Source organism: Streptomyces sp. FH025, from assembly GCF_017427025.1.
Classification (GTDB): Bacteria; Actinomycetota; Actinomycetes; order Streptomycetales; family Streptomycetaceae; genus Kitasatospora.
Genome location: NZ_JAFLNG010000021.1, coordinates 1 through 19,090 on the forward strand (window position 1 = coordinate 1; position 19,090 = coordinate 19,090).

14 protein-coding genes are annotated in these 19,090 nt (G+C 72.3%); 3 read left to right on the forward strand and 11 right to left on the reverse strand.

Going from position 1 to position 19,090, the window contains the following annotated elements; genetic code table 11:
* Positions 1 to 2,391 (forward strand): ricin-type beta-trefoil lectin domain protein (locus J0670_RS02910; RefSeq protein ID WP_207809271.1); only part of this gene is annotated, 2,391 nt, incomplete at its 5' end.
* On the opposite strand, the gene J0670_RS02915 is transcribed toward J0670_RS02910, so the two are convergent.
* On the reverse strand, positions 2,381 to 2,842 hold the full coding sequence (locus J0670_RS02915) for a CBS domain-containing protein (protein ID WP_207809273.1): 462 nt from the start codon (positions 2,840 to 2,842) through the stop codon (positions 2,381 to 2,383). The two genes, J0670_RS02910 and J0670_RS02915, sit on opposite strands and share 11 nt — an antisense overlap.
* Before the next feature lie 199 nt (positions 2,843 to 3,041).
* Here J0670_RS02915 and J0670_RS02920 point away from each other — a divergent pair, with 199 nt between their 5' ends.
* Entirely contained in the window at positions 3,042 to 4,025 is a 984-nt protein-coding gene (locus J0670_RS02920) for a CapA family protein (protein WP_207809275.1), read from the forward strand.
* A gap of 42 nt (positions 4,026 to 4,067) precedes the next feature.
* Here the strand turns inward: J0670_RS02920 and J0670_RS02925 are convergent, their stop codons facing one another.
* From J0670_RS02925 to J0670_RS02945, 5 genes are all read right to left on the reverse strand, one after another.
* Positions 4,068 to 6,665 (reverse strand): DUF6185 family protein, encoded by a 2,598-nt coding sequence (locus J0670_RS02925; protein ID WP_207809277.1) that lies wholly within the window; start codon positions 6,663 to 6,665, stop codon positions 4,068 to 4,070.
* A complete protein-coding gene (locus J0670_RS02930) occupies positions 6,662 to 6,964 on the reverse strand; it encodes a hypothetical protein (protein ID WP_307806356.1) in 303 nt (100 codons plus the stop codon). The genes J0670_RS02925 and J0670_RS02930 overlap by 4 nt, the downstream gene beginning before the upstream one ends.
* A 186-nt stretch (positions 6,965 to 7,150) precedes the next feature.
* On the reverse strand, positions 7,151 to 10,150 hold the full coding sequence (locus J0670_RS02935) for a patatin-like phospholipase family protein (RefSeq protein ID WP_207809279.1): 3,000 nt from the start codon (positions 10,148 to 10,150) through the stop codon (positions 7,151 to 7,153).
* Between the two features lie 19 nt (positions 10,151 to 10,169).
* The gene (locus J0670_RS02940; RefSeq protein WP_207809280.1) at positions 10,170 to 11,498 is read right to left on the reverse strand and encodes an alkaline phosphatase family protein; all 1,329 of its coding nucleotides are present in this window, start codon (positions 11,496 to 11,498) and stop codon (positions 10,170 to 10,172) included.
* 88 nt (positions 11,499 to 11,586) lie between these two features.
* Positions 11,587 to 12,312: a hypothetical protein gene (locus J0670_RS02945; protein WP_207809282.1), complete on the reverse strand. Its 726-nt coding sequence runs from the start codon at positions 12,310 to 12,312 to the stop codon at positions 11,587 to 11,589.
* A gap of 186 nt (positions 12,313 to 12,498) precedes the next feature.
* Between J0670_RS02945 and J0670_RS02950 the strand changes: the two genes are divergently transcribed.
* Complete coding sequence (locus tag J0670_RS02950) at positions 12,499 to 13,248, forward strand: TetR/AcrR family transcriptional regulator (protein WP_207809284.1); 750 nt, start codon at positions 12,499 to 12,501, stop codon at positions 13,246 to 13,248.
* A 100-nt stretch (positions 13,249 to 13,348) separates the two neighbouring features.
* Here the strand turns inward: J0670_RS02950 and J0670_RS02955 are convergent, their stop codons facing one another.
* From J0670_RS02955 to J0670_RS40465, 5 genes are all read right to left on the reverse strand, one after another.
* On the reverse strand, positions 13,349 to 15,013 hold the full coding sequence (locus J0670_RS02955) for an ABC transporter ATP-binding protein (RefSeq protein WP_207809285.1): 1,665 nt from the start codon (positions 15,011 to 15,013) through the stop codon (positions 13,349 to 13,351).
* Positions 15,010 to 15,999, reverse strand: a complete 990-nt coding sequence (locus J0670_RS02960; RefSeq protein ID WP_207809287.1) for an ABC transporter permease — start codon at positions 15,997 to 15,999, stop codon at positions 15,010 to 15,012. Before J0670_RS02960 ends, J0670_RS02955 begins: the two co-directional genes overlap by 4 nt.
* The gene (locus tag J0670_RS02965) at positions 15,996 to 17,060 is read right to left on the reverse strand and encodes an ABC transporter permease (RefSeq protein ID WP_207809288.1); all 1,065 of its coding nucleotides are present in this window, start codon (positions 17,058 to 17,060) and stop codon (positions 15,996 to 15,998) included. Before J0670_RS02965 ends, J0670_RS02960 begins: the two co-directional genes overlap by 4 nt.
* Positions 17,061 to 17,092: 32 nt before the next feature.
* Complete coding sequence (locus J0670_RS02970) at positions 17,093 to 18,811, reverse strand: ABC transporter substrate-binding protein (RefSeq protein ID WP_207809289.1); 1,719 nt, start codon at positions 18,809 to 18,811, stop codon at positions 17,093 to 17,095.
* A 144-nt stretch (positions 18,812 to 18,955) separates the two neighbouring features.
* Positions 18,956 to 19,048 (reverse strand): Ms4533A family Cys-rich leader peptide, encoded by a 93-nt coding sequence (locus J0670_RS40465; RefSeq protein WP_317620150.1) that lies wholly within the window; start codon positions 19,046 to 19,048, stop codon positions 18,956 to 18,958.
* Positions 19,049 to 19,090: the final 42 nt, after the last annotated feature.

Below are 19,090 nucleotides of genomic sequence, written 5' to 3' on the forward strand. Positions count from 1 at the left end.
TCGGGCCTCGCCGCCCTCGCGGCCCTGACCGTCCTCACCGCCCAGGTGTCCGCCGCGAGCCCCGCCCGGGCGGCGGACGACGCCCCGGTGAACGGCGGGAGTTTCGTCGTCCGGTCCGCCCTGGACGGCGGGTGCCTGGGCACGAGGTTCGCGCAGTCCGCGCCCGGCACCCCGGCCGTCCGGGCCGCCTGCCAGGGGTTGTTGAGCCAGCGCTGGCGGCTGCTGCGGGTCAACACCACCTCCCCGGCCGCCTACGCCCTGATCGACTCCGCGACCGGACGCTGCCTGGTCGCGGCCGGCTCCGCACACCAGCGGACGCGGTCCGCCGTCACCGAGGACTGCGCCGACGTCCCCGACAACGAGCGGTTCACCATCTCCCGGGCGCCCGGGGGCGGTTACACCCTCAGGACGCTCGACAACGGCCAGTGCCTCACCGCGCCGGGCGGCGCCGAAGGCACGGACGTCCAGGTTCAGGCCCGCCGCTGCGACTCCTCACCCGGCCAGCGCTGGACGCTGACCCGCACCGAGCCGCTGGTCCTCACGAACCCCGGCTTCGAGGACGGCGCCCTCGGCTGGACGTTCACCGAGCACACCGGCGTGGCCACCAACAACCCGCACTCCGGCAACCGTCTGGCCTACCTCGACGCGGGCTCCGGCTACACGGTGAGCCAGCGGGTCACCGCTCTGAGCGCCGGCTCGTACGACCTGTCGGCCTGGATCGCCACCGGCGCGGCCGGCGGCACCTTCTCGGTCAGCGTCAACGGCACCGTGGTGCGCTCGCTGCCCCTGCCCGAGCAGGGCACGTACGCCAAGTACACCCTCCCCCGGATCACGGTGGCGGCGGGCGACCAGGTCACCCTGGTGATCGGCTCCTCCCCCTCGGGCTGGGTCAACGTGGACGACGCCTCCGTGGCTCCCTCCGCCTCGAACGACCCTCGGATCAGCTCCTCCAACGCCGAGCTGGTCGCCCTGTTCGACTGGGCCAAGACCAAGGCCAACAGCTGGGTCCAACAGGCCGGCACCACCGGTGTGATGAACATGGACGAGAACAACACCGGCGGCACCCACACCGGCACCTACGACACCACCTACTGGGCCGGCTACCCGTTCCGCTCCGACTTCTACGTCCGCGACTTCGCCCACCAGCTGGTCGGCGCCCACCTGCTCGGCCTCGACGCCCAGAACAAGACCATGCTGCGCGGCTTCGCCGGCTCCGCCACCGACACCAACGGCCTCTTCCCGGTCTGGGCCCTCAACTTCGACGCCAGGACGTACGGCAGCATCGACTACCACGGCCCGAACAGCTTCGTGCGGGAACTGCCCGCCCCCTTCGAGCTGGTGGAGAAGGCCGGCGAGGCCTACCGGTGGACCGGCGACCGCGACTACGCCGACGACCCGGTGCTCAGCGACTACATCCGCACCACCCTGAGCACCTTCATCGCCCGGCACCCCGGGCCGATCGACAACCACGGCGTCCCGATCCCCCAGGCGACGAGCAACAGCATCTTCGCCGGCACCGCCAGTTACGCCGAGAACGCCACCAGCACCTACGCCGAGGCCGGCGACGCCCTCGCCGCCCAGTACCAGGCCTACCTGGCCGCCGCGACCCTGACCGCCGCCCGCGGCGACACCGCCGGCGCCGACGCCTACCGGCAGGCCGCCACCACGCTGAAGAGCTACGTCAACACCACCTGGAGCGTCGACCCGAGGCTCCCCGCCGACGTCGTCCACGGCTACGACACCCAGGGCCGCCCGGTCAGCGGCTGGGGCTACGAGACGAGCGTGCTGATGCCGGCGAAGCGGCTCCTCGACCCGGGCCCGCGCCTGGACTCCTACCTGAAGTTCATCGACGCCCAGGACTCGGGCCCGCAGGCCTCCGTCAACGCGGAGGGCTACACCTACCTGCCCGACGCCTTCTTCGCGGGCCACGACGGCGCCACCGCCTGGAAGTGGATGCGGCACGTCTACGAGGGCGTCGACCAGCTCCACGTCAGCGGCCGGATGCTCAACGGCGACTACCCCGAGCTTCCCTTCACCCTGCTCGGCCAGACCGTCCAGGGCCTGCTCGGCGTCGAACCCGACGCCGCCGCCGGCTCCCTGACCACCGCCTCCCAACTCCCCGACGACATCGGCTGGGTGCAGGTCGCGGACATCCCGGTCGGCGACGGCACCGTGACCCTGCGCCACGACGGGCGGACCGGCAGCACCCTCACCAACACCGGCACCACGGCGCGCACCTGGGAGGCCCGCTTCCCCGGCGCACACACCGGCATCACCGTCGACGGCACCGCCCGGGCCCCCCGGACCACCACGGTCGACGGCGTGACCTACACCTACGCGACCGTCACCGTCGCCCCCGGCCGGACCACCAGCGTCGCCGTCACCGGCTGACGCCCCCCGTGGTCGGCCGCGGCGGAAGACTCAGCCGCGGGGCGCAGACGGCCGCGGCGAACTCGGCGATCTCGTGCTGGTCCAGGTGCCTGGCGATGTCGGCCTCGCTGATCATGCCGACCAGCCGGTGGGCCTCGATGACCGGCAGGCGGCGGATCCGGTGCTCCTCCATGAGCCGCAGCACCTCGCCCTGGTCGGCGTCCGCGCCGATGGTGACCGGCTTGCCCTCGGCGAGGTCGCCGGCGGTGGTGGTCCTGGGGTCCCGGCCCTCGGCGAGGCACTTGACCACGATGTCGCGGTCGGTGACGATCCCGTGCAGCCGGTCGTCGGTCCCGCAGACCGGCAGGGCGCCGACGTCCAGCTCACGCATCCGCCGCGCCGCCGTCTCCAGCGTTTCGCTCTCCAGCACACAGGTCGCCCCGGTGTGCATGATGTCCCGTGCGGTGACCATGACCGCCGTCCCTTCGTCGCGCGGGTCCCGGGTTCGCGCGCTGTCCCCACGGCCGGGAGCCCTCCTCTCCAGGGTCGTCCCCGCCAGGGGCCCCGCGCATCCGGGCGTACGGGCCGGCGGGTTGCCTACGGCGGAGCACGGGCCGAGCCTGGAGGGGCGGGGGCGCGCGCGAAGGTACGGCAGGAAGCAGGCCGGGAGGATGGCTCTCACGGTGGCACTCGCGGGCGACACCATGCTCGGACGCGGTGTCGCCGAGGCGCTGCGGCACGCGCCGACGCCGGCGACGCTGCTGTCCGCGGAGGTGCGGGAGCTGCTGGCGGGGGCCGATCTCGTCGTGCTCAACCTGGAGTGCTGCGTCTCCGGCCGCGGTGAGCGCTGGCCGGACCCGGACAAGCCGTTCTTCTTCCGCGCCCCTCCCTCCGCCGCCGCGGTCCTGGCCGAGCTGGGGGTGGACTGCGTGACGCTCGCCAACAACCACGCCCTGGACTACGGCTTCGACGCCCTGACCGACACCTGCGACCTGCTGGAACGGGCGGGCGTCCGTACGGTCGGCGCCGGACGGGACGCCTCGGCGGCCCGGGAGTTCGCCGTGCTGGAGGCCGGCGGGGCGCGGCTGGCGGTGGTCGGCGTCACCGACCACCCGGAGGAGTACGCGGCCGGGGCCCGGCGTCCCGGGGTCGCGTGGGCCGAGCTCCGCACGGGCGTGCCCGACTGGCTCACCGAGTTGGTGGCCCGCGCCTCGCGGGAGGCCGACGCGGTGCTGGTCACCCCGCACTGGGGCCCCAACATGACCTCCCACCCGCCGTCGCACGTGCGCGCGGCGGCCCCGCGGCTCCTGACCGCCGGGGCGACGCTCGTCGCCGGGCACTCCGCCCACGTCTTCCACGGCGTGGCCGAGAGCGTCCTGTACGACCTCGGCGACTTCATCGACGACTACGCCGTCGACCCGGCGCTGCGCAACGACCTCGGCCTGCTCTTCCTGGTGACCCTGGACGGCCCGGACCGTGCCCACCTGGCGCCGGTGCGCCTGGACGCGGTACCGCTGTTCCTGGACTTCTGCCACACCCGTCTCGCCCGGGGCGAGGAGTGGGAGTGGATCCGCGAGCGGTTCACCACCGCCTGCGCCGAACTCGGCACCGACGTCGACGAGCGGGCCGGCCGGCTCACGGTCGAATGGCGATGACGACCGCCTTCCCGAGGACCGGGATCCCCGGGAGGACGATCGTCACCCTTTCAGACCCCGGACGTCCGAACCGGCGAAGAACTTCAGAATGGTCAGTGCCGTGGCCACCTGGGCCAGCACGTAGGCGATGTGCACGGAGAAGCCCCGGAGCTGGTAGATCGAGAACAGCTGCTCGGTCCGGCTGGGCCAGAAGCGCCGTTCGGAGCGGAAGGTGTCCACGTCCATGGCGATGCCGGTGAGGGTCAGCACCAGGAGCATCAGACAGGTGGCCAGGGCCACGCTGCCGAGCGCCTGGTCGGTGAGGCGGCTGGCCAGGACGCTCAGGCCGATCCCCAGGGCATAGGTGAACACCAGGCTCGAGGCGCGTGTCGGGCCGCGGCGACCCGGCAGCATGCGCCAGAGCGCTCCCAGGAGCAGCCCCGCGCCCGCCCAGGTGAGCTCCCAGGAGACGAACATCCACACCAGGTCGGGTACTCCGGTGGGGTTCTGCCCCGTGGTCATCCACTGCTCGTCCGCCGCGTAGGCCACCCAGACCATGACGAAACTGCCGGGAAGGCCGAAGACGGCCGCCAGGAGCGCGGCCCGGCGGGCGTTGTCCCACCACTTGGCATGGGGCCCCCAGCTCAGGGCGACGTCCACGACCGTGACCTGGCTGGGCAGCCAGGGCCGGGCCGCGTCGCCGGTTCCGGGCGCGTGCCGCCAGCGGTGCAGGCCGCTCAGCTCCTTCTCCACCGCGTGCCGGCTCAGCGGGCCCTCGCCCGGCCACTCGTCCTGGCGGCGCAGCATGGCGATCAGCTCCCGGTAGCGGCGGGCCCGGTCGATGAGGTCCTTGCGGCGTGCCTCGGTCATCGCCTCGTTCAGCGACGGAGCCGCGTCGTACCCCTCCAGGTGCTTGGTCAGGACCGCCCAGCGACGGCCCACCGCCAGCAGGCCGTAGACCGCGGCGATGTCCACCACCAGCCAGATGCCGGTGGACAGCTGGCTGCCCGCGTAGGAGCTCGGGCGCCAGGCCACCACGAGGGCGAAGAACAGGGCGAGCAGGAGGCAGTCCAGTCGGGTGGGATTCGCGGGGGGCATCCGGACCTCCAGGTTCCTGGCCCGCAGCAGGGCCACGATCCCGACGGCCGTCAGCACCCAGGTGTGGGCGTAGCTCCACACCGGGATGGCGGAGGCGTGGTTCACCAGGTCGTGGCTCAGCTGGAGCCGGTGCTGGGAGCCGTACGCCGGTGCGGTGCGGTCGCTCAGCCAGCTGATCCGCCGCCATTGGTGCTCGTAGGCCCACCACGCCCAGCCGAGCAGCAGGAGGGTGAGCGCGGCCAGTACCGGTCCGATCCGGCGCAGGCGCCACGGGGTCGCCGGTGACCGGAGCATCCCGCCCTCACGCAGGAGCCGCCAGGCCCAGAGCACGGGGCCGGCCAGCCACAGCCACTGCACCGCCGCGGTCATCACCGTCAGCGCGGCGATGCCGCCGGCGGACGGGCTGGTGAGGGGCGTGAGTTTCGGGGGAAGTCCGAAGAGGGAGGGCAGCGCGGCCACCAGCGCTCCGGCCGCCGCCACCAGCGACGCGGCCAGGACCACCGACCTCCTCGGGCGGGCCAGGGCCAGGAGGACCCAGCCGACCAGCAGGCCGAGCAGGATCTGCCAGCGCGACTCGTAGCCCAGCCAGCGCGGTGCGACCGCTTCGAGGACCTCGGTGTACAGCAGCAGGGCCAGGCCCATGACGGCGGTGAGCAGGCCCCACCGCGTGAGGGCCGCGCTGCTGCGGTTCTGCAGCGTGGTGACCTCGCCGTCCGTCGGCGGACGGCGGGCCCGTCGTGCGGCCGCCACGACCACCATCGAGGTGGCCACCCACCAGGCCGCCAGCGCGCCGCGGTTGATGCCGAGGAAGGGTTCGGTGCCGGCGTTCGCCGTCCAGGCGCGCTGCCACCGGGGCACCACCCTCACCGCCACCACCGGGTCCTGATCACCGGGTGGTCCGAGCCCGGTCCACACGATGCCCGCGCTGTCGAGGGCCTGCGGGGTGGGAGAGACCTCGAAGGCGTCCAGGCCGCCCAGGTCGATCTGGACCCGTTCCCAGCGGACGCCTCGCAGCAGGGTCGGCGGGGTGAGGGACAGCCGCCAGTGCTCGGTCCCCACCCGGATCGTCCACGGCCCCACGGCGAAGGCTCCGTGGTGGTCCAGCCAGGTGAGGGTCTCGTACCGCACCTTGACCCGGGGGGCCTCCACGGTCACCTGCGGGCTGTGCACCCGCCACTCGTCGGGGCGTTTGTCCCTGGCCGCCGCCTGCTCCCCGGGTGCCACCGGATCCCGCAGGAGGCAGTGCATCGCGTGCCGGTACTTGTCGGAGTTCTCGCTCAGCAGGAGGTCACCGGCGTACGGCCAGGTGGTGGGCACCTGGACCGTGGTGACCACCTGGGCCTCGGCGATGGGCTGGCCACGGCTGGAGATCCGCAGCACGGTGTCCGCGTGGGCCGCGTCGAGCAGTTCCGCACGGCAGTCGTCGACGGTCGCGGCCCGCGCGGGCCGCGGGGCCCAGCACACCGCGATCACCAGCAGCAGCGCGACGCACCACCATCTCCACCAGCCCGCCGCCGCCCGGGACGCCGGCCCGTAGCGGGGCGGTCCGGGAGGCGGGTTCAAGGCGTCCTGCTGTCACTTCCCGGGCAACCGCTGGCCAGCGTGCACTGGAGGGTCACCTGATAGGCCAGGCTCTCGACCCCGTCGGCACTCCGGTCGGTCTTCACGAACCGCCACTGGGACGCTTTGGCGTGCTTGGTCGTGCTCGCCTTCTCGACCTGGATGTGGAGCGTGCGCGCGTCGGAGTCGTGGGTCTCGACCAGGATCTCGTCGGAGGCGACGGGAAAGTGGTCGTGCAACAGGCACAGGCCGAAACGGTCGAGGTTTCCGTGCCTCTCCAGTACGGCCACGAGATCGCTCACGAACCGGGCGTCCTCCGGGCCCAGTCCCTCGGCCTCCTCGAATCGGGGAAGTACACGCCCGGAAGGGGTCGTTCGGCCAGTCATGACTCGCTCCTCGGTCTCGCCTTGTAGGGCATCTGCAGGCTAAGAGGGGCGATATGCGCCCGCAATCCGAAGAGGAACGCCCCGATGCGGCCGAACCGGTGGTCACAGCGGCCGGAAGAGGTGGTCCAGTGCCCTTCCGGCCCGTTCGCCGAGGAAGCGGCCGAGCGTTTCGTAGGCGTCGAACTGGCTGTGGTCGAACCACTGGTCGCTGGTGCCGTCGTGCGGGAAGACCGGGTGGGAGTTCGCGTAGGCGAGCAGTTGATAGGGCATGTCCCTGGTCAGCGTCGCTCGGGCCACGATCAGCCTGCCCCTGCGGCCGCGGCGTCTTCCGTCCTTGACCAGGTCCTGCGGATAGATGATGTCGCCGGTGACCACCGACGTGGCCGAGAGGCGGGCGTTCAGCCCGGCCAGGGGGTGCCTGGGGCTGAGCGGCCAGCCGCTGCCGGGGACGAGCCGCTCCGGGGAGTGCAGAACGATCTCGACGCCGAGTTCCTCGCGAGCGAGGGTGATCGCCTGGGCGAGGGTGGCGGCGAACGGCGGGATGCCTCCGCTCGCGTCGATGCACACGGCGGTGCGGACGCCGTGGCGGAGCAGTTCGACCAGGCCCAGGTTCTCGTAGTGGCCGCCGTCGGTGGTGTACAGCAGGCGGTCGTCCATCGGGTACCGGCCGAAGACCTCGCGGAGCAGGTAGGGCAGGCGTCGGACGATGGGCTGCCGGGGAAGGGTCCAGTCGCTGTCGCGTTCCCACAGTGCCGCCATGGTCGCGGGGTTGGGCAGCCAGGTGCCGAGCCGGGCGTTGGACAGGGCGAAGAGGGTCTGGAACGCGCGCGCCTGACCTCCCATGGCGGAGGCGAAGGCGGCCCCCGAGACGGCGACGGCGGACTGCACGGTGAGGTCCCTGACGATGTGGCGTCTGGTGTGTTCCTCAAGGCGGCGGGTGCTGGCGTAGCCGATGTCCGGACCGCCGACGTAGTCGTGCGAGAGGGTGAACGACACCGCGCGACGGCCGGGCGGCGTACGTTCGCTGCCGGACAGGTTCGCCGCCGCGGCGAAGATGACCTGGGGGAAGCCGTCGTGTCGCCGGCCGTACCAGCTGAGCTTCGTCTGTTCGGTGCCGAACTCGTAGGGCCGCGCGACCACTTCTCCGTCGGGGTCGCTCTCCCGGCGGACGGCGAACGCCGAGGCCAGTCGGGACCGGTAGAACGGGTGGAGGCTCATCCACGTCTGGTCGAGGCTCGACGCGAGCAGCGCGAGGACGGCCGGGACGGCGATCTGGCACCTCCAGTCCCAGTTCCGCGCCGTCGCGGTGGCCCAGCCGAGGATCAGGAGGAACATGGCGGCCAGCATGAGGAGAACGGCCCACACCACCAGGTACTGGACGAACCCGTTCGGCACGGCCCGCGTCAGCTGGGACTTTCCCCTCAGGACGTCGACCACCTTGCCGAAACCGTGGCCGACGGTCTCGCGGCGTCGCCACAGCACCCCGGTCAGGACGGCCAGGTACGTGAAGAGCGCGGTGCTGCCGATGCCCACGCCGAACTGCGGGCCGCTCGCGTTCAGTGCGAACTGCGCCCGGACGGTTCCCCAGGCCAGCAGGGGAACGACGACGACCACGGCGGCCAGGAGCAGGGCGAACACCACGAAGACTCGGAACAGCGCGGCCAGCCACCTCGCCGTGCGGGCGAGCCGGCTCGCCCAGGTGAAGACCAGGAGCCAGAGGAACCAGCAGACGGCCGCCGCGCCGGCCGTGGCCAGGACGGCCGCGACCGCCGGCCCCCGGAAGGCCGGGCCCGTCGGCGGTGGGCCGCCGGAGGGAAGCACCGCCCCCGGGGCGGTCAGCTGGCTCAGGTCGGTCAGCGGCACCTCGTGGTACGCCCAGCTCAGGGCCAGTCCCAGCACCAGCACGGTCGCGACGAGCAGGCTCAGTGAGGCGAGCAGGCCCCGCAGGATCACCCCCAGGGCGGTCATCCACTGGCCGGTGCCCTCCGCGATGTACTTCGAGTGCCGGCGCAGGTGGTCCTCCTCCGGTGAACCGGGTTCGAAGACGTTGTCCGGGCGGACACCGGCCGGTGGGGGTACGCCGCCGTCCCGGGAGCCGGTCAGGGCCAGTTGCATGGCACCCGCCGTGTAACCACCGCCCGACACCGAGACGAGGTAGCGGGCCTTGCACAGCGGCTCGCGGAGGGCTTGCAGCGCTCCCAGCGTCACGCAGGCCGAGCGGATGCCACCGCCGGAGACGCAGAATCCGAGGGCGGCCTGCTCACGGCCCGGCGGTACCCGGGCGCCGTTGCGCCACCGGGCCTGCTTGCCGAGCGGGGGGTGCTGGCGAGGGCCCTCCGGCCAGCGCTCGCCGTCCGCGCAGATCACCGGCCAGGGCGGGATCACGTCAGGGTGTTCAGGGGCGGCCCGCGCACCGCGCCCTCCTCGACGCAGCCGGAGAACGGCCGCGGCGAGAGCGGCCCGAGGGCCCCGGGGGCCCGGATCGGGCTCGGGAGGAGGCGCGGGCTCGTCGGCGGGGTCGTCTCCCGTACCGTGCCGGTGGCCGAGCCGCCCCTGGACCGTGCGGCGCCACAGCGCTTCGCCGGCGCGCTTGAGGATCACGAGGACCGTGATCAGCGCGACGGGCGCGGTCAGGCCGAGGAGGAGCCATCTGACCGTGGCGAGTCCGGTCGCCACCGCGAACGGCAGGTCGCCGCCACCGGGCAGGCGATCCAGACCGCGGGTGAGCAGGAGGTTCTCCGCCAGGTTGCAGCCGCCCGCCACCAGGACGGCGTACACGCCCGTGACCGTGAGGCGGTGGTGGGCGTGGTGGCTGTAGATGGTGTACCGGCCCAGCAGGATCGCGGCCAGCAGCGACACCACGTAGCCCGCGATGACGCCGTAGCCGGCGTTCAGCGCGAGCTGGAAGTCACGGGTGCGGCTGCCGACCGTCAGCCCCGCCCGGGCCGCGCTGCCGGCCAGTTCCAGCCGGAGGTCCGCGACCGGGGGTGCGTGCGAGCCGAGCCACAGGCCCAGTGACACCGGAACCGCCGTGGCGAGGGCCAGCGGCGCCGCCAGCCACGCGGGAACGCGGGGGGCGGCGGCACGGGACACGGAGTTCACGGCTCACCTCCACGGGCCGTCACTGGGGGATGTGCCCGTGGGCGACCAGGTCGGCGTAGACCTGGCTGAGGTGGGAGGTCTCCAACCGGGCGGGGTTGGTGCCGGTGGAGGTGGGGACGGTGACGCCGGCGAGCGGGTCGTCGGTCCGGGCCGTGGTCAGGGTGATGACGGGGCCGACGCCGGGTGCCGCGGCGTCGCGGGCGGTGAGGGAGGGCAGGTTCCAGCGCTGCTCGACGGACTTGAGGATGCTGGTGTGGTCGAGCGGGGTGGTGCCCTCGGGGACGCGGAAGACGGTGCCGGCCTCGATCAGCGGGGAGACCAGGACGGTGGGCACGCGCACGCCGAAGCGGGTGAAGTCGAAGGAGAACTCTCCGACCGAGTTGTCGGGAGGGGTCGCGCCCGCGGGCGGCGGGACGTGGTCGTAGCAGCCGCCGTGCTCGTCGTAGGTGATGACCAGCAGCGTCTTCGGCCAGGCGGGACCGCTTCGCAGGGCGTAGTACACGTCATGGATGAGCCGTTCGCCGAGCGCGACGTCGTAGTTGGGGTGCTGGCTGTTGCCGGTCGAGCTCCAGCCGGGCTCCAGGAAGGTGAACGGCGGCAGCCTGCCGGCCGCGGCGGCGGTCCGGAAGCCGGGGAAGAGGCCGAAGTGCGAGGCGGCGGCGTGGATGTCGGGGAAGTTGCCGCGGGTGAGCGGCTGCTTGGCGTACCCGTACACCGCCCAGCCGATGCCGTGGTCGGAGAGCAGGCCGAAGACGCTCGGGGTGGTGAAGGTGTGGGTGCCGTCGTCCAGGTGTCCCTGGCTGGTGCCGGAACAGACGAACGCCCGGTTGGGCATGGTTTCGGTGGGCGCCGACGCGAACCAGTGGTCGGCGACGGCGTAGCCGCGGGCCAGACCCGACAGGACGGGCAGCGCGGCGGGGGTGAAGCACCCCATGATGTCCGAGGCCGTCGTCCCCGGATACACCGACCATCCCGGCCGGTGTCGCAGCGGCAGGGTGGCCGCGTAGTCGGCGACGAAGCCGTCGTTCGTCGCCGCGGGAGCGGGCTCGCCCGGGGCGGCGGTGCCGAACAGCTGCTTGTTGGTCGCCCGGTAGCCCTCGTCGGGGTCCGCCCCGGGCATGAAGTAGTCGACCGGACGGGTGCCGTTGATCCGGAAGACCCCGGCCTTCCCGCCGGCCCCGTCCGGGTTCGACTCGCTGCCCGTCAGGCCTTCGAACGGCTGGCCCAGCGGGGAGACATTGCCTTGGTCGGTGTAGAGCCAGCCGAGCATGTGGTCGAAGGAGCGGTTCTCCAGCATCAGCACCACGATGTGGTCGATCGGGCTCAGGTGTTCGGCGACGTCCGACATCACACGCCTCCCAGGGATGTTCGAATGACGGTCCGGACGGGGGCCGAGACGAAAGCCCCCGCGGGACGGGCCTGCCGGCCCAGCCTGCTCAGACCTGCTTGAGGTCCGCGGTGAGCGTGGCCAGGTCGATGCCGTTGACCTCACCCACCTCCTTGTACTCCTGCGACAGGACGGCCCACGCCTCGTCGGCGTAGGTGAACCACCAGTCCCACGCGATCCGCTGGACTCCGCCCCACGTGATCGCGTAGATCCAGTCGTCGTCGTAGCCGAGCAGCGGGATCGCGTGCCCGCCCACGATCGACTGCTGCTGCCATCCCGGGTCCAGGGTCCACGGCTCGCCCTCCGCGAACTGCTCCTGGGCGTTGGCCGGCACCTGGATGCCCACGTAGACGCCGCCGAAGAGGGCGATGGTCTGCTGGAGCGCGGTCTTGTCGTGGACGTTGACCGGCGCGTAGGCCACCGCCTTGTTGCCCCACAGGCCCCCGCGGTGCCAGGTCTTGAGCACGTTGGACTCGACCAGGCCGGTGTCCTGGCCACCGGACAGGCGCTTGTACTCCTCGACGACCTGCTGCTCGGTCGGCTCGGCGTCCTTCATCTTGGTCTGGGCGTTCCAGGACTGGATCATGTGCGCGGCGGCGGCCATGGTGCAGTCGCCGTACTGGTCGTTGCCGTCCATCGGCCACGTGGCGACGTTGGTGGCCCAGTCGACCGATGCGGGGGGCGGCGGTAGCGGGGCCTTCGCGTAGGCGGTGAAGTCCTTGAGGGCTTCCGGGAACTGCGGAGCGAGCTTGCCGAACTTTCCTGCGGTTCTCATGTCTCCTGTCCATCCACTCGTGCGTGCGGGGCACCGGGAGTGGGCGCGAGCCACGCGCCCTCGCGGCGCGCCCCAGGTGACGTACACCTCTCATGTATCCATATGTCGGACATTTACCTTGTATACTTACAGCCTGCGCTTCGTGCATGGACGAGTCAAGCGGCCGAGAACGATCGGGAGACGGCCATGGGAAGTGAAGGGAACCCCGGCCCGACGGCCGGGAGGAACGAGAAGCCCGCATCGCCCGACCGGGCTCGGCTGAGTCGGCCGCGCGTGCTGCGAGCGGCCGTCGCGCTGGTCGACCGCGAGGGCCTGGCCGCGCTGACCATGCGCAGCCTGGCCTCGGACCTGGGCGTGGAACCGATGGCGCTCTACCGGTACGCCGCCGGCAAGGAGGCGCTGCTGGACGGCATGGTGGAGGCGTTCTACGTCGAGGTGAACGACAGCCTGGACGCGGAGCCCGAGCCGGTCCGTCCCGACCCCGACTCCGGGGTCGCGTGGCGCGCGGAGGTCCACCGCATCGCCCGCGCCTTCCACCGGGTCGCCGACGCGCACCCCGAACTGTTCCCCCTGGTGGCCACCCGCCCGCTGACCGTCCCGCTGGCCCGCCGCTCCACCCCGATGCTCCGGCTCAACGAACGACTGCTGACCGTGCTCGGCCAGGCCGGCTACGACGACCACTCCACTCTGCGGGTCTACCGCGCCGTCGTCGGCTGGGTGTTGGGCTACCTGCTGGTCGACAAGCGTCAGGTCGTCGACAATCCCGACGAGCCCGAACCGCTGCTGAGGCTCGGACTGCACCGGCTGCCGGCCGCGGAGTACCCGCGCCTGCGCGCGCTCGCCTCGCTGCTGGCCGACCACGATCCGGCGGAGGAACTGACGGCCGGCCTCGACGTCCTCCTGGACCGGATCGGGAACGACGCGATCGCGGACTGAAGGCCCTGCGGGCCGCCCGTGTTCGCTGTTCGGCCGCGTCGGGTCGGGCCGGAGCGTCGGGCCCTCCGCGGGTGGAGGGCCCGACGGTCCGAAGGGCCGGTCAGGCGGTGGCGGAGGCCAGGCGGGCGTGGCGGCGGGCGGCGGCCTCGGTCGGGTCCAGGACCGGGACGGCGGCCAACAGGCCCTTGGTGTAGGTGTGCTGCGGCGAGTCGTAGACCGTGTCGGCGTCGCCCTGCTCGACGATCCGCCCGGCGCGCATCACCGCGACCCGGTCGCTCACCTGCCGGACCACGGCGAGGTCGTGGGCGATGAAGACCAGCGCGAGGCCGAGGTCGCGCTGCAACTCGCCCAGCAGCTCGACCACTTGGGCCTGGGTGGTGACGTCCAGCGCGGAGACCGGTTCGTCGCAGACGATCAGTCGCGGCTCTGGTGCGAGCGCCCGGGCGATGCCGACCCGCTGCCGCTGCCCGCCGGAGAACTCGTGCGGATAGCGGTGGTACCAGTCGGCGTCGAGGCCCACGCGTTCGAGGAGGTCGCCGACCCGGGTGCGGATGCGGCGCTCGTCGCTCTCGCCGGCGATGCGCAGCGGGTCCGCGACGGACTCCCCGATGGTGCGGCGCGGGTTGAGCGAGGACACCGGGTCCTGGAAGACCATCTGCAACTCCCGCCTGAGCGGGCGCAGTTCCTTCTCCCCCAGTGCTCCGATGTCCCGGCCGCGGTAGTGGAGCCGGCCGCCGGTCGGCTCCAGCAGCCGGACGAGCATCCGCCCGAGGGTGGTCTTTCCGGAGCCGGACTCGCCGACGATGCCCAGCGTCTCGCCGGACCGCACGGTGAGCGAGACGCCGTCCACCGCCGTGACGGGGGCGGTGCGCCGGGTGAGGCCGCGGGTGGCGAACTCCCGGCGCAGGTCGGTGGCTTCGAGCAGGACGTCGCCGGCGGAAGGCGCGGCCGCGGCGCCCGGGGCCTCCGGGGCGTCGACCCGGGGTACCGCCGACAGCAGCGCGCGGGTGTACGGCTCGCGCGGAGTGCCCAGCACCTCGGTGACCGGGCCGTGTTCCACCGCCCGGCCGTCCTTCATCACCAGCACCCGGTCGACGCTCCCGGCGACCACGCCCAGGTCGTGGGTGACCAGGACCAGCCCGGCACCGGTCTCGGCGCGCAACTCGTGCAGCAGGTCGAGGATCTGGGCCTGGACGGTGACGTCCAGCGCGGTCGTCGGCTCGTCGGCGACCAGCAGGCGCGGCTCGCAGGCCAGGGCCATCGCGATCAGCACCCGCTGGCGCATGCCGCCGCTGAACTCGTGCGGACGCGAGCGCGAGCGCCGCGCCGCGTCGGGGATGCCGACGCGGTCGAGCACCTCGACCGCCCGGGCCCGGGCATCCCGGCGGGAGACCGTCCGGTGGACCCGCACGACCTCGGCGATCTGGTCCCCCACCGCGTAGTACGGGTCGAGGGCGGAGAGCGGGTCCTGGAACACCATGGCCGCCAACCCGCCGCGCAGACGCCGGAGTTCGTCGCCCTCGGCGGTGACGGCGTCGACGCCGGCGACCCGGACCGTGCCACCGATCCGGGCGCCGGTCCCCCGGTGCAGGCCGAGCAGTCCGTAGGCGACGGTGCTCTTTCCGGAGCCGGACTCGCCGACGATGCCGAGCGCCTGGCCGGCCTCCAGGGTGAAGCTCACGCCGTCGACGGCGCGTACGTGGCCGTCGCCGACGGGGAAGTCGACGACCAGACCCTGGACGTCGACGAGGGGTGCGGCGCTCATGTCAGGACCACCCTTCGGTCGGACACCGCGTAGAGCACGTCCGCGATGGCGTTGGCGAGGACCACGAAGAACCCGGTGACGAGGGTGAGGCCCACGACGGTCGGCAGGTCGATCAGGCCGACGGAGGTGACCAGCAGCTTGCCGAGCCCCGGGAGGCCGAAGAGCGACTCGGTCAGCACGGCGGCCCCGAACAACGTCCCGAGGTCCATGGCGGTGAGCGCGATCACCGGGGTGAGCGCGCCGCGCAGCGCGTGCCTGGTCACCAGGTGCCGTTCGCTGACGCCGTACGCCCGGAAGGTCCGGATGTGGTCGTCGGCGAGGGTCTCCAGCATGGACGAGCGGGTCAGCCGGGCGTACTTGGCGGACTCGATGAGCGCGAGCGAGATCCAGGGCAGCAGCAGGCCCCAGAACCACTGCTGCGGGTCCTCGGTGAGCGGCACGTAGCTCGGGAACGGCAGCCACTGGAGCTGGGCGCAGAAGACGATGAGCAGCACCAGCCCGATGACGAACACCGGGACGGAGTTGCCGGCCAGCGTCAGCGCGGTCAGCAGGCGCTCGCTGAGCCGGCCCCGGCGCAGCGCGGAGAGCAGACCGGTGCCGACCCCGAGGATCAGCCAGACCACCATCGCGCCGAGCGCCAGCGAGGTCGTCACCGGGAGCCGGGCGGTGATCATGTCGGTGACCTGTTCGCCGCTGCGGTAGGAGATGCCCAGGCAGGGTGCCTGGCAGTGCAGCAGACCCGTCCCGGCGCTGAAGTCGCGGCCGACGACGAGGCCCTGGAGGAAGTGGGCGTACTGGAGGTAGACCGGCGCGTCGAGGCCCAGCCGTTCGCGCACCTGGGCGACCTGGGCGGGGCTGCACTTCTCGCCGCAGGCCAGCTGGGCGGGGTCGCCGGGGGCGATGTAGAAGACCGCGTAGACGATCAGGGAGAGGGCCAGCAGGACGCCGAGCATGCCGACGGCCTTGCGGAGCAGGAAGCGGGTCATGCGGTGGCCTCCTCGGCGGCGCCAGTCGAACCGGCGCCCGTCGAACCGGCGCTCGGGGCGGGCGCTTCCGTGGTGGGAGCGGCCGGACCGTCGGTGCCGCGCGCCGTTCCGACCCGCAGCCGGGAGGCCGCGCGGGGGTCGAGCTCGGTGCGGAGGGCGTCGCCGAGCACGGTGAAGGCGAGCACGGTGGCGAACAGCAGCGCGGACGGGAGCAGCACGTACATCGGGTCCGCGCGGAACCACGTGGTCGCGCCGGAGAGCATCTGGCCCCACGACGAGGTCGGCGGTTTGACGCCCACGCCGAGGAAGGACAGCCCGGCCTCGCCGATCACGTTGGACGGCAGCAGCACCGCCGCGTAGGTGATGACCGGCGCGGCCAGGGACGGCAGCAGTTCCCGGCGGGCGATCCGCCAGCGGCTGGCGCCGGCGAGCCGGGCCGCGGCCACGTAGTCGAGCTGCTTGAGGCTGAGCGTCTGGGCCCGGACCAGCCGTGAGGTGCCGCCCCAGCCCAGCAGCCCGATGACCAGGGTCAGCAGGAGCGGGCGGGGGAAGCCGGAGGGCACGACGGCCATCAGCGAGATCGCGAAGACCAGCGAGGGCAGCGCGAGCATCACCTCGGTGGTGTTGCCGATCAGCTGGTCGAGCAGCCGGCTGCCGAGGCCCGCGGCGAGGCCGAGCAGGACGCCGATCGTGACCTGGACGAGGGTGGCGCCGACGGCGACGAGCAGCGAGATCCGGGCGCCGTGGACGAGCCGGGCGAACACGTCGCGCCCGGTGCCCGGTTCGACGCCGAGCCAGTGCTCGGCGCTGACGCCGCCGAAGGAGCCGGTGGGCACGCCTCCGGCCGCCGAGTCGAGCAGGTCGTTGTGGAAGCTGGTGGGGTCCTGCCCTTCGATCGCGCTGAGCAGCGGGGCCGCCGCCGCGATCAGGGCGAGCAGGACGATGACGAGGCCGGCGGCGACGGCGGCGCGCCGCGCGAGCAGCCGCCGCCACACCTGTCGCCCCCCGGCGGCCGGGGAGGCCTCGAGGGCCTCCCCGGCTCTGGGTTCCTGTGGAGCCATGGTTGTCTGACCGATCCGTCCGATCCCGTCCGCTACTTGACCGCGACCTGGGAGATGTCGAGGACGCCGGTCCAGTCGCTGATGACGATGTTGCGGACGTCCTTGCCGGACAGCCGCTTGTAGACGGGGTGGAACAGCGGGACGGTGAGGGCCTGCTCACCGATCCGCTTGTCGAGGGCGCCCCAGCGCTTGGCGGCTTCGGCGTGGTCGGTGATCTTGTTGATCTGGTCGATCTCGTCGTTCACCGACGGGTCGTTCAGCTGCGCGGAGTTGAAGTTGTAGCCATCGGTGACGATCTGCCGGCCGTCGAAGATCGGCGCGAGGAACGGGCCGCCGGTCGGCCAGTCGGCTCCCCAGCCGGAGAGGAAGAGGCCGGGCTCGGTGCCGACGGTGTGGATCGTCTTGGAGTACTTGGTGCCGTCCAGGACTTCGAGCTGGACGGTGATCCCGGCCGCCTTCAGGCCGTCCTGGACGGCGGTGGCCAGGTTCGGGCCGTAGCCCTTGCCCGTCTCGGAGGAGTGGGTGAGCGTGATGGTCAGGCCGTCCGGGTAACCGGCCTCCTTCAGCAGCTCCTTGGCCTTCTCCGGGTTGCCGGTCGCGCCCGCCGGGAACGGGTCGTAGGGCGTGTAGCCAAAGGTCTCCTGGTTGGGCAGGTAGGTGGTGGCGGCCTCGGCGAGCGAAGAGCCTCCGGCGGCGTTGACGACCGAGGTGCGGTTGATCGCGTAGGCGATGGCCTGGCGGACCTTGGGGTCGTCGAAGGGCTTGATCTTGGGGTTGAACGCCAGGTAGTTGACGTAGCCGAAGTGGCCGGTGCCGACGCGGGCGGCGAGGGCCTTGTCGTCCTTCACCTGGGCGAGTTCGGAGGGGCCGAGGTTGGTGTCGGTGGTGACGGCGGCCGCGTCGGGCCCGGTGCTGGCGGAGAGCCGCTGGTTGATCACCGCCGCGTCGAGCCCGGACTGCACGTCGACGGTGTCCGGGTACGCCTTGCGCTGGTCGTCCGTCGCCGCGGACCAGTTGGGGTTGCGCTTGAGGACGAGGTGGGTGCCGTCGTTCTCGTTCTTGACGACCTGGTAGGGGCCGGAGGAGACGGGGTGGTCCTGGTACTTCGTCCCGGTGTCCTTGGCCTTCGGAACGGGTGCGAACTGCGTCTGGGTGGCCAGGTACGGGAAGTCGCCCTCGGGCTTGTTGAGGTGGAAGACGATGGTCTTCTCGTCCGGCGTCTCGATGGCGGTCAGACCGCGGTCGTCCTTGTACGGGCCCTGGTAGTCCGCGGCGCCGACCAGCCAGTCCCTCAGGAACGGTGCCCCGCCGGAGAGTTCGGGGGCGAACGACCTTTCGATGCCGTACTTGATGTCGGCGGTGGTGATCGGCGAGCCGTCCTCGAACTTGAGGCCGTCCTTGAGGTGGTACGTCCACACCGTCGCGCCCTCGGACGGGGTGCCGGTGTCGGTCGCGAGGTCCGGGACGACCTTGGTGCCGGCCGCGCCGTCGGCCCGGTTGCGGGTGGTGAGGGTGCGGAAGACCAGGGAGGGCACGTTGCCGCCGCCGGAGGTGTAGAGCCGTGCGGGGTCGAACTGGTCCTGCGGGTTCTGGTTGAGGACGGTGAGGGTGCCGCCCTGCTGCGGCGCGGCGTCCTTGCCGGTGCTTCCACCGCCGTCGGCCTTCGGTCCGCACGCCGCCACTCCGACGACCAGGGCGACGGTGACGGTCGCCGTGGCGAGGCGGCGAGGGGTGAAGGTGGTTCGAGACATCGGAGAGGGAGCCTTTCGCTACCGATGGTGTACGGAGGAAGGCGGGCGACAGCGAGGCTTCGGGGAGGGGAGGCAGCACTGCGCCCGCAGGAAGGGACGGCGCCCCGAGGCGGCGATCACCGCAACGCGTCGGGACAGGCGGATTCAGCGACAGAGGTTGTCGGAAACGCAGTGCGCGGCCACGCCGATCAGCGCCAGCTCAATGGCGGCGCACTCGATCGGGTGACGGTCAGACATGCCGAGAAGACTGTATTACTTTGAGCGGAATGTCAAAGCTTC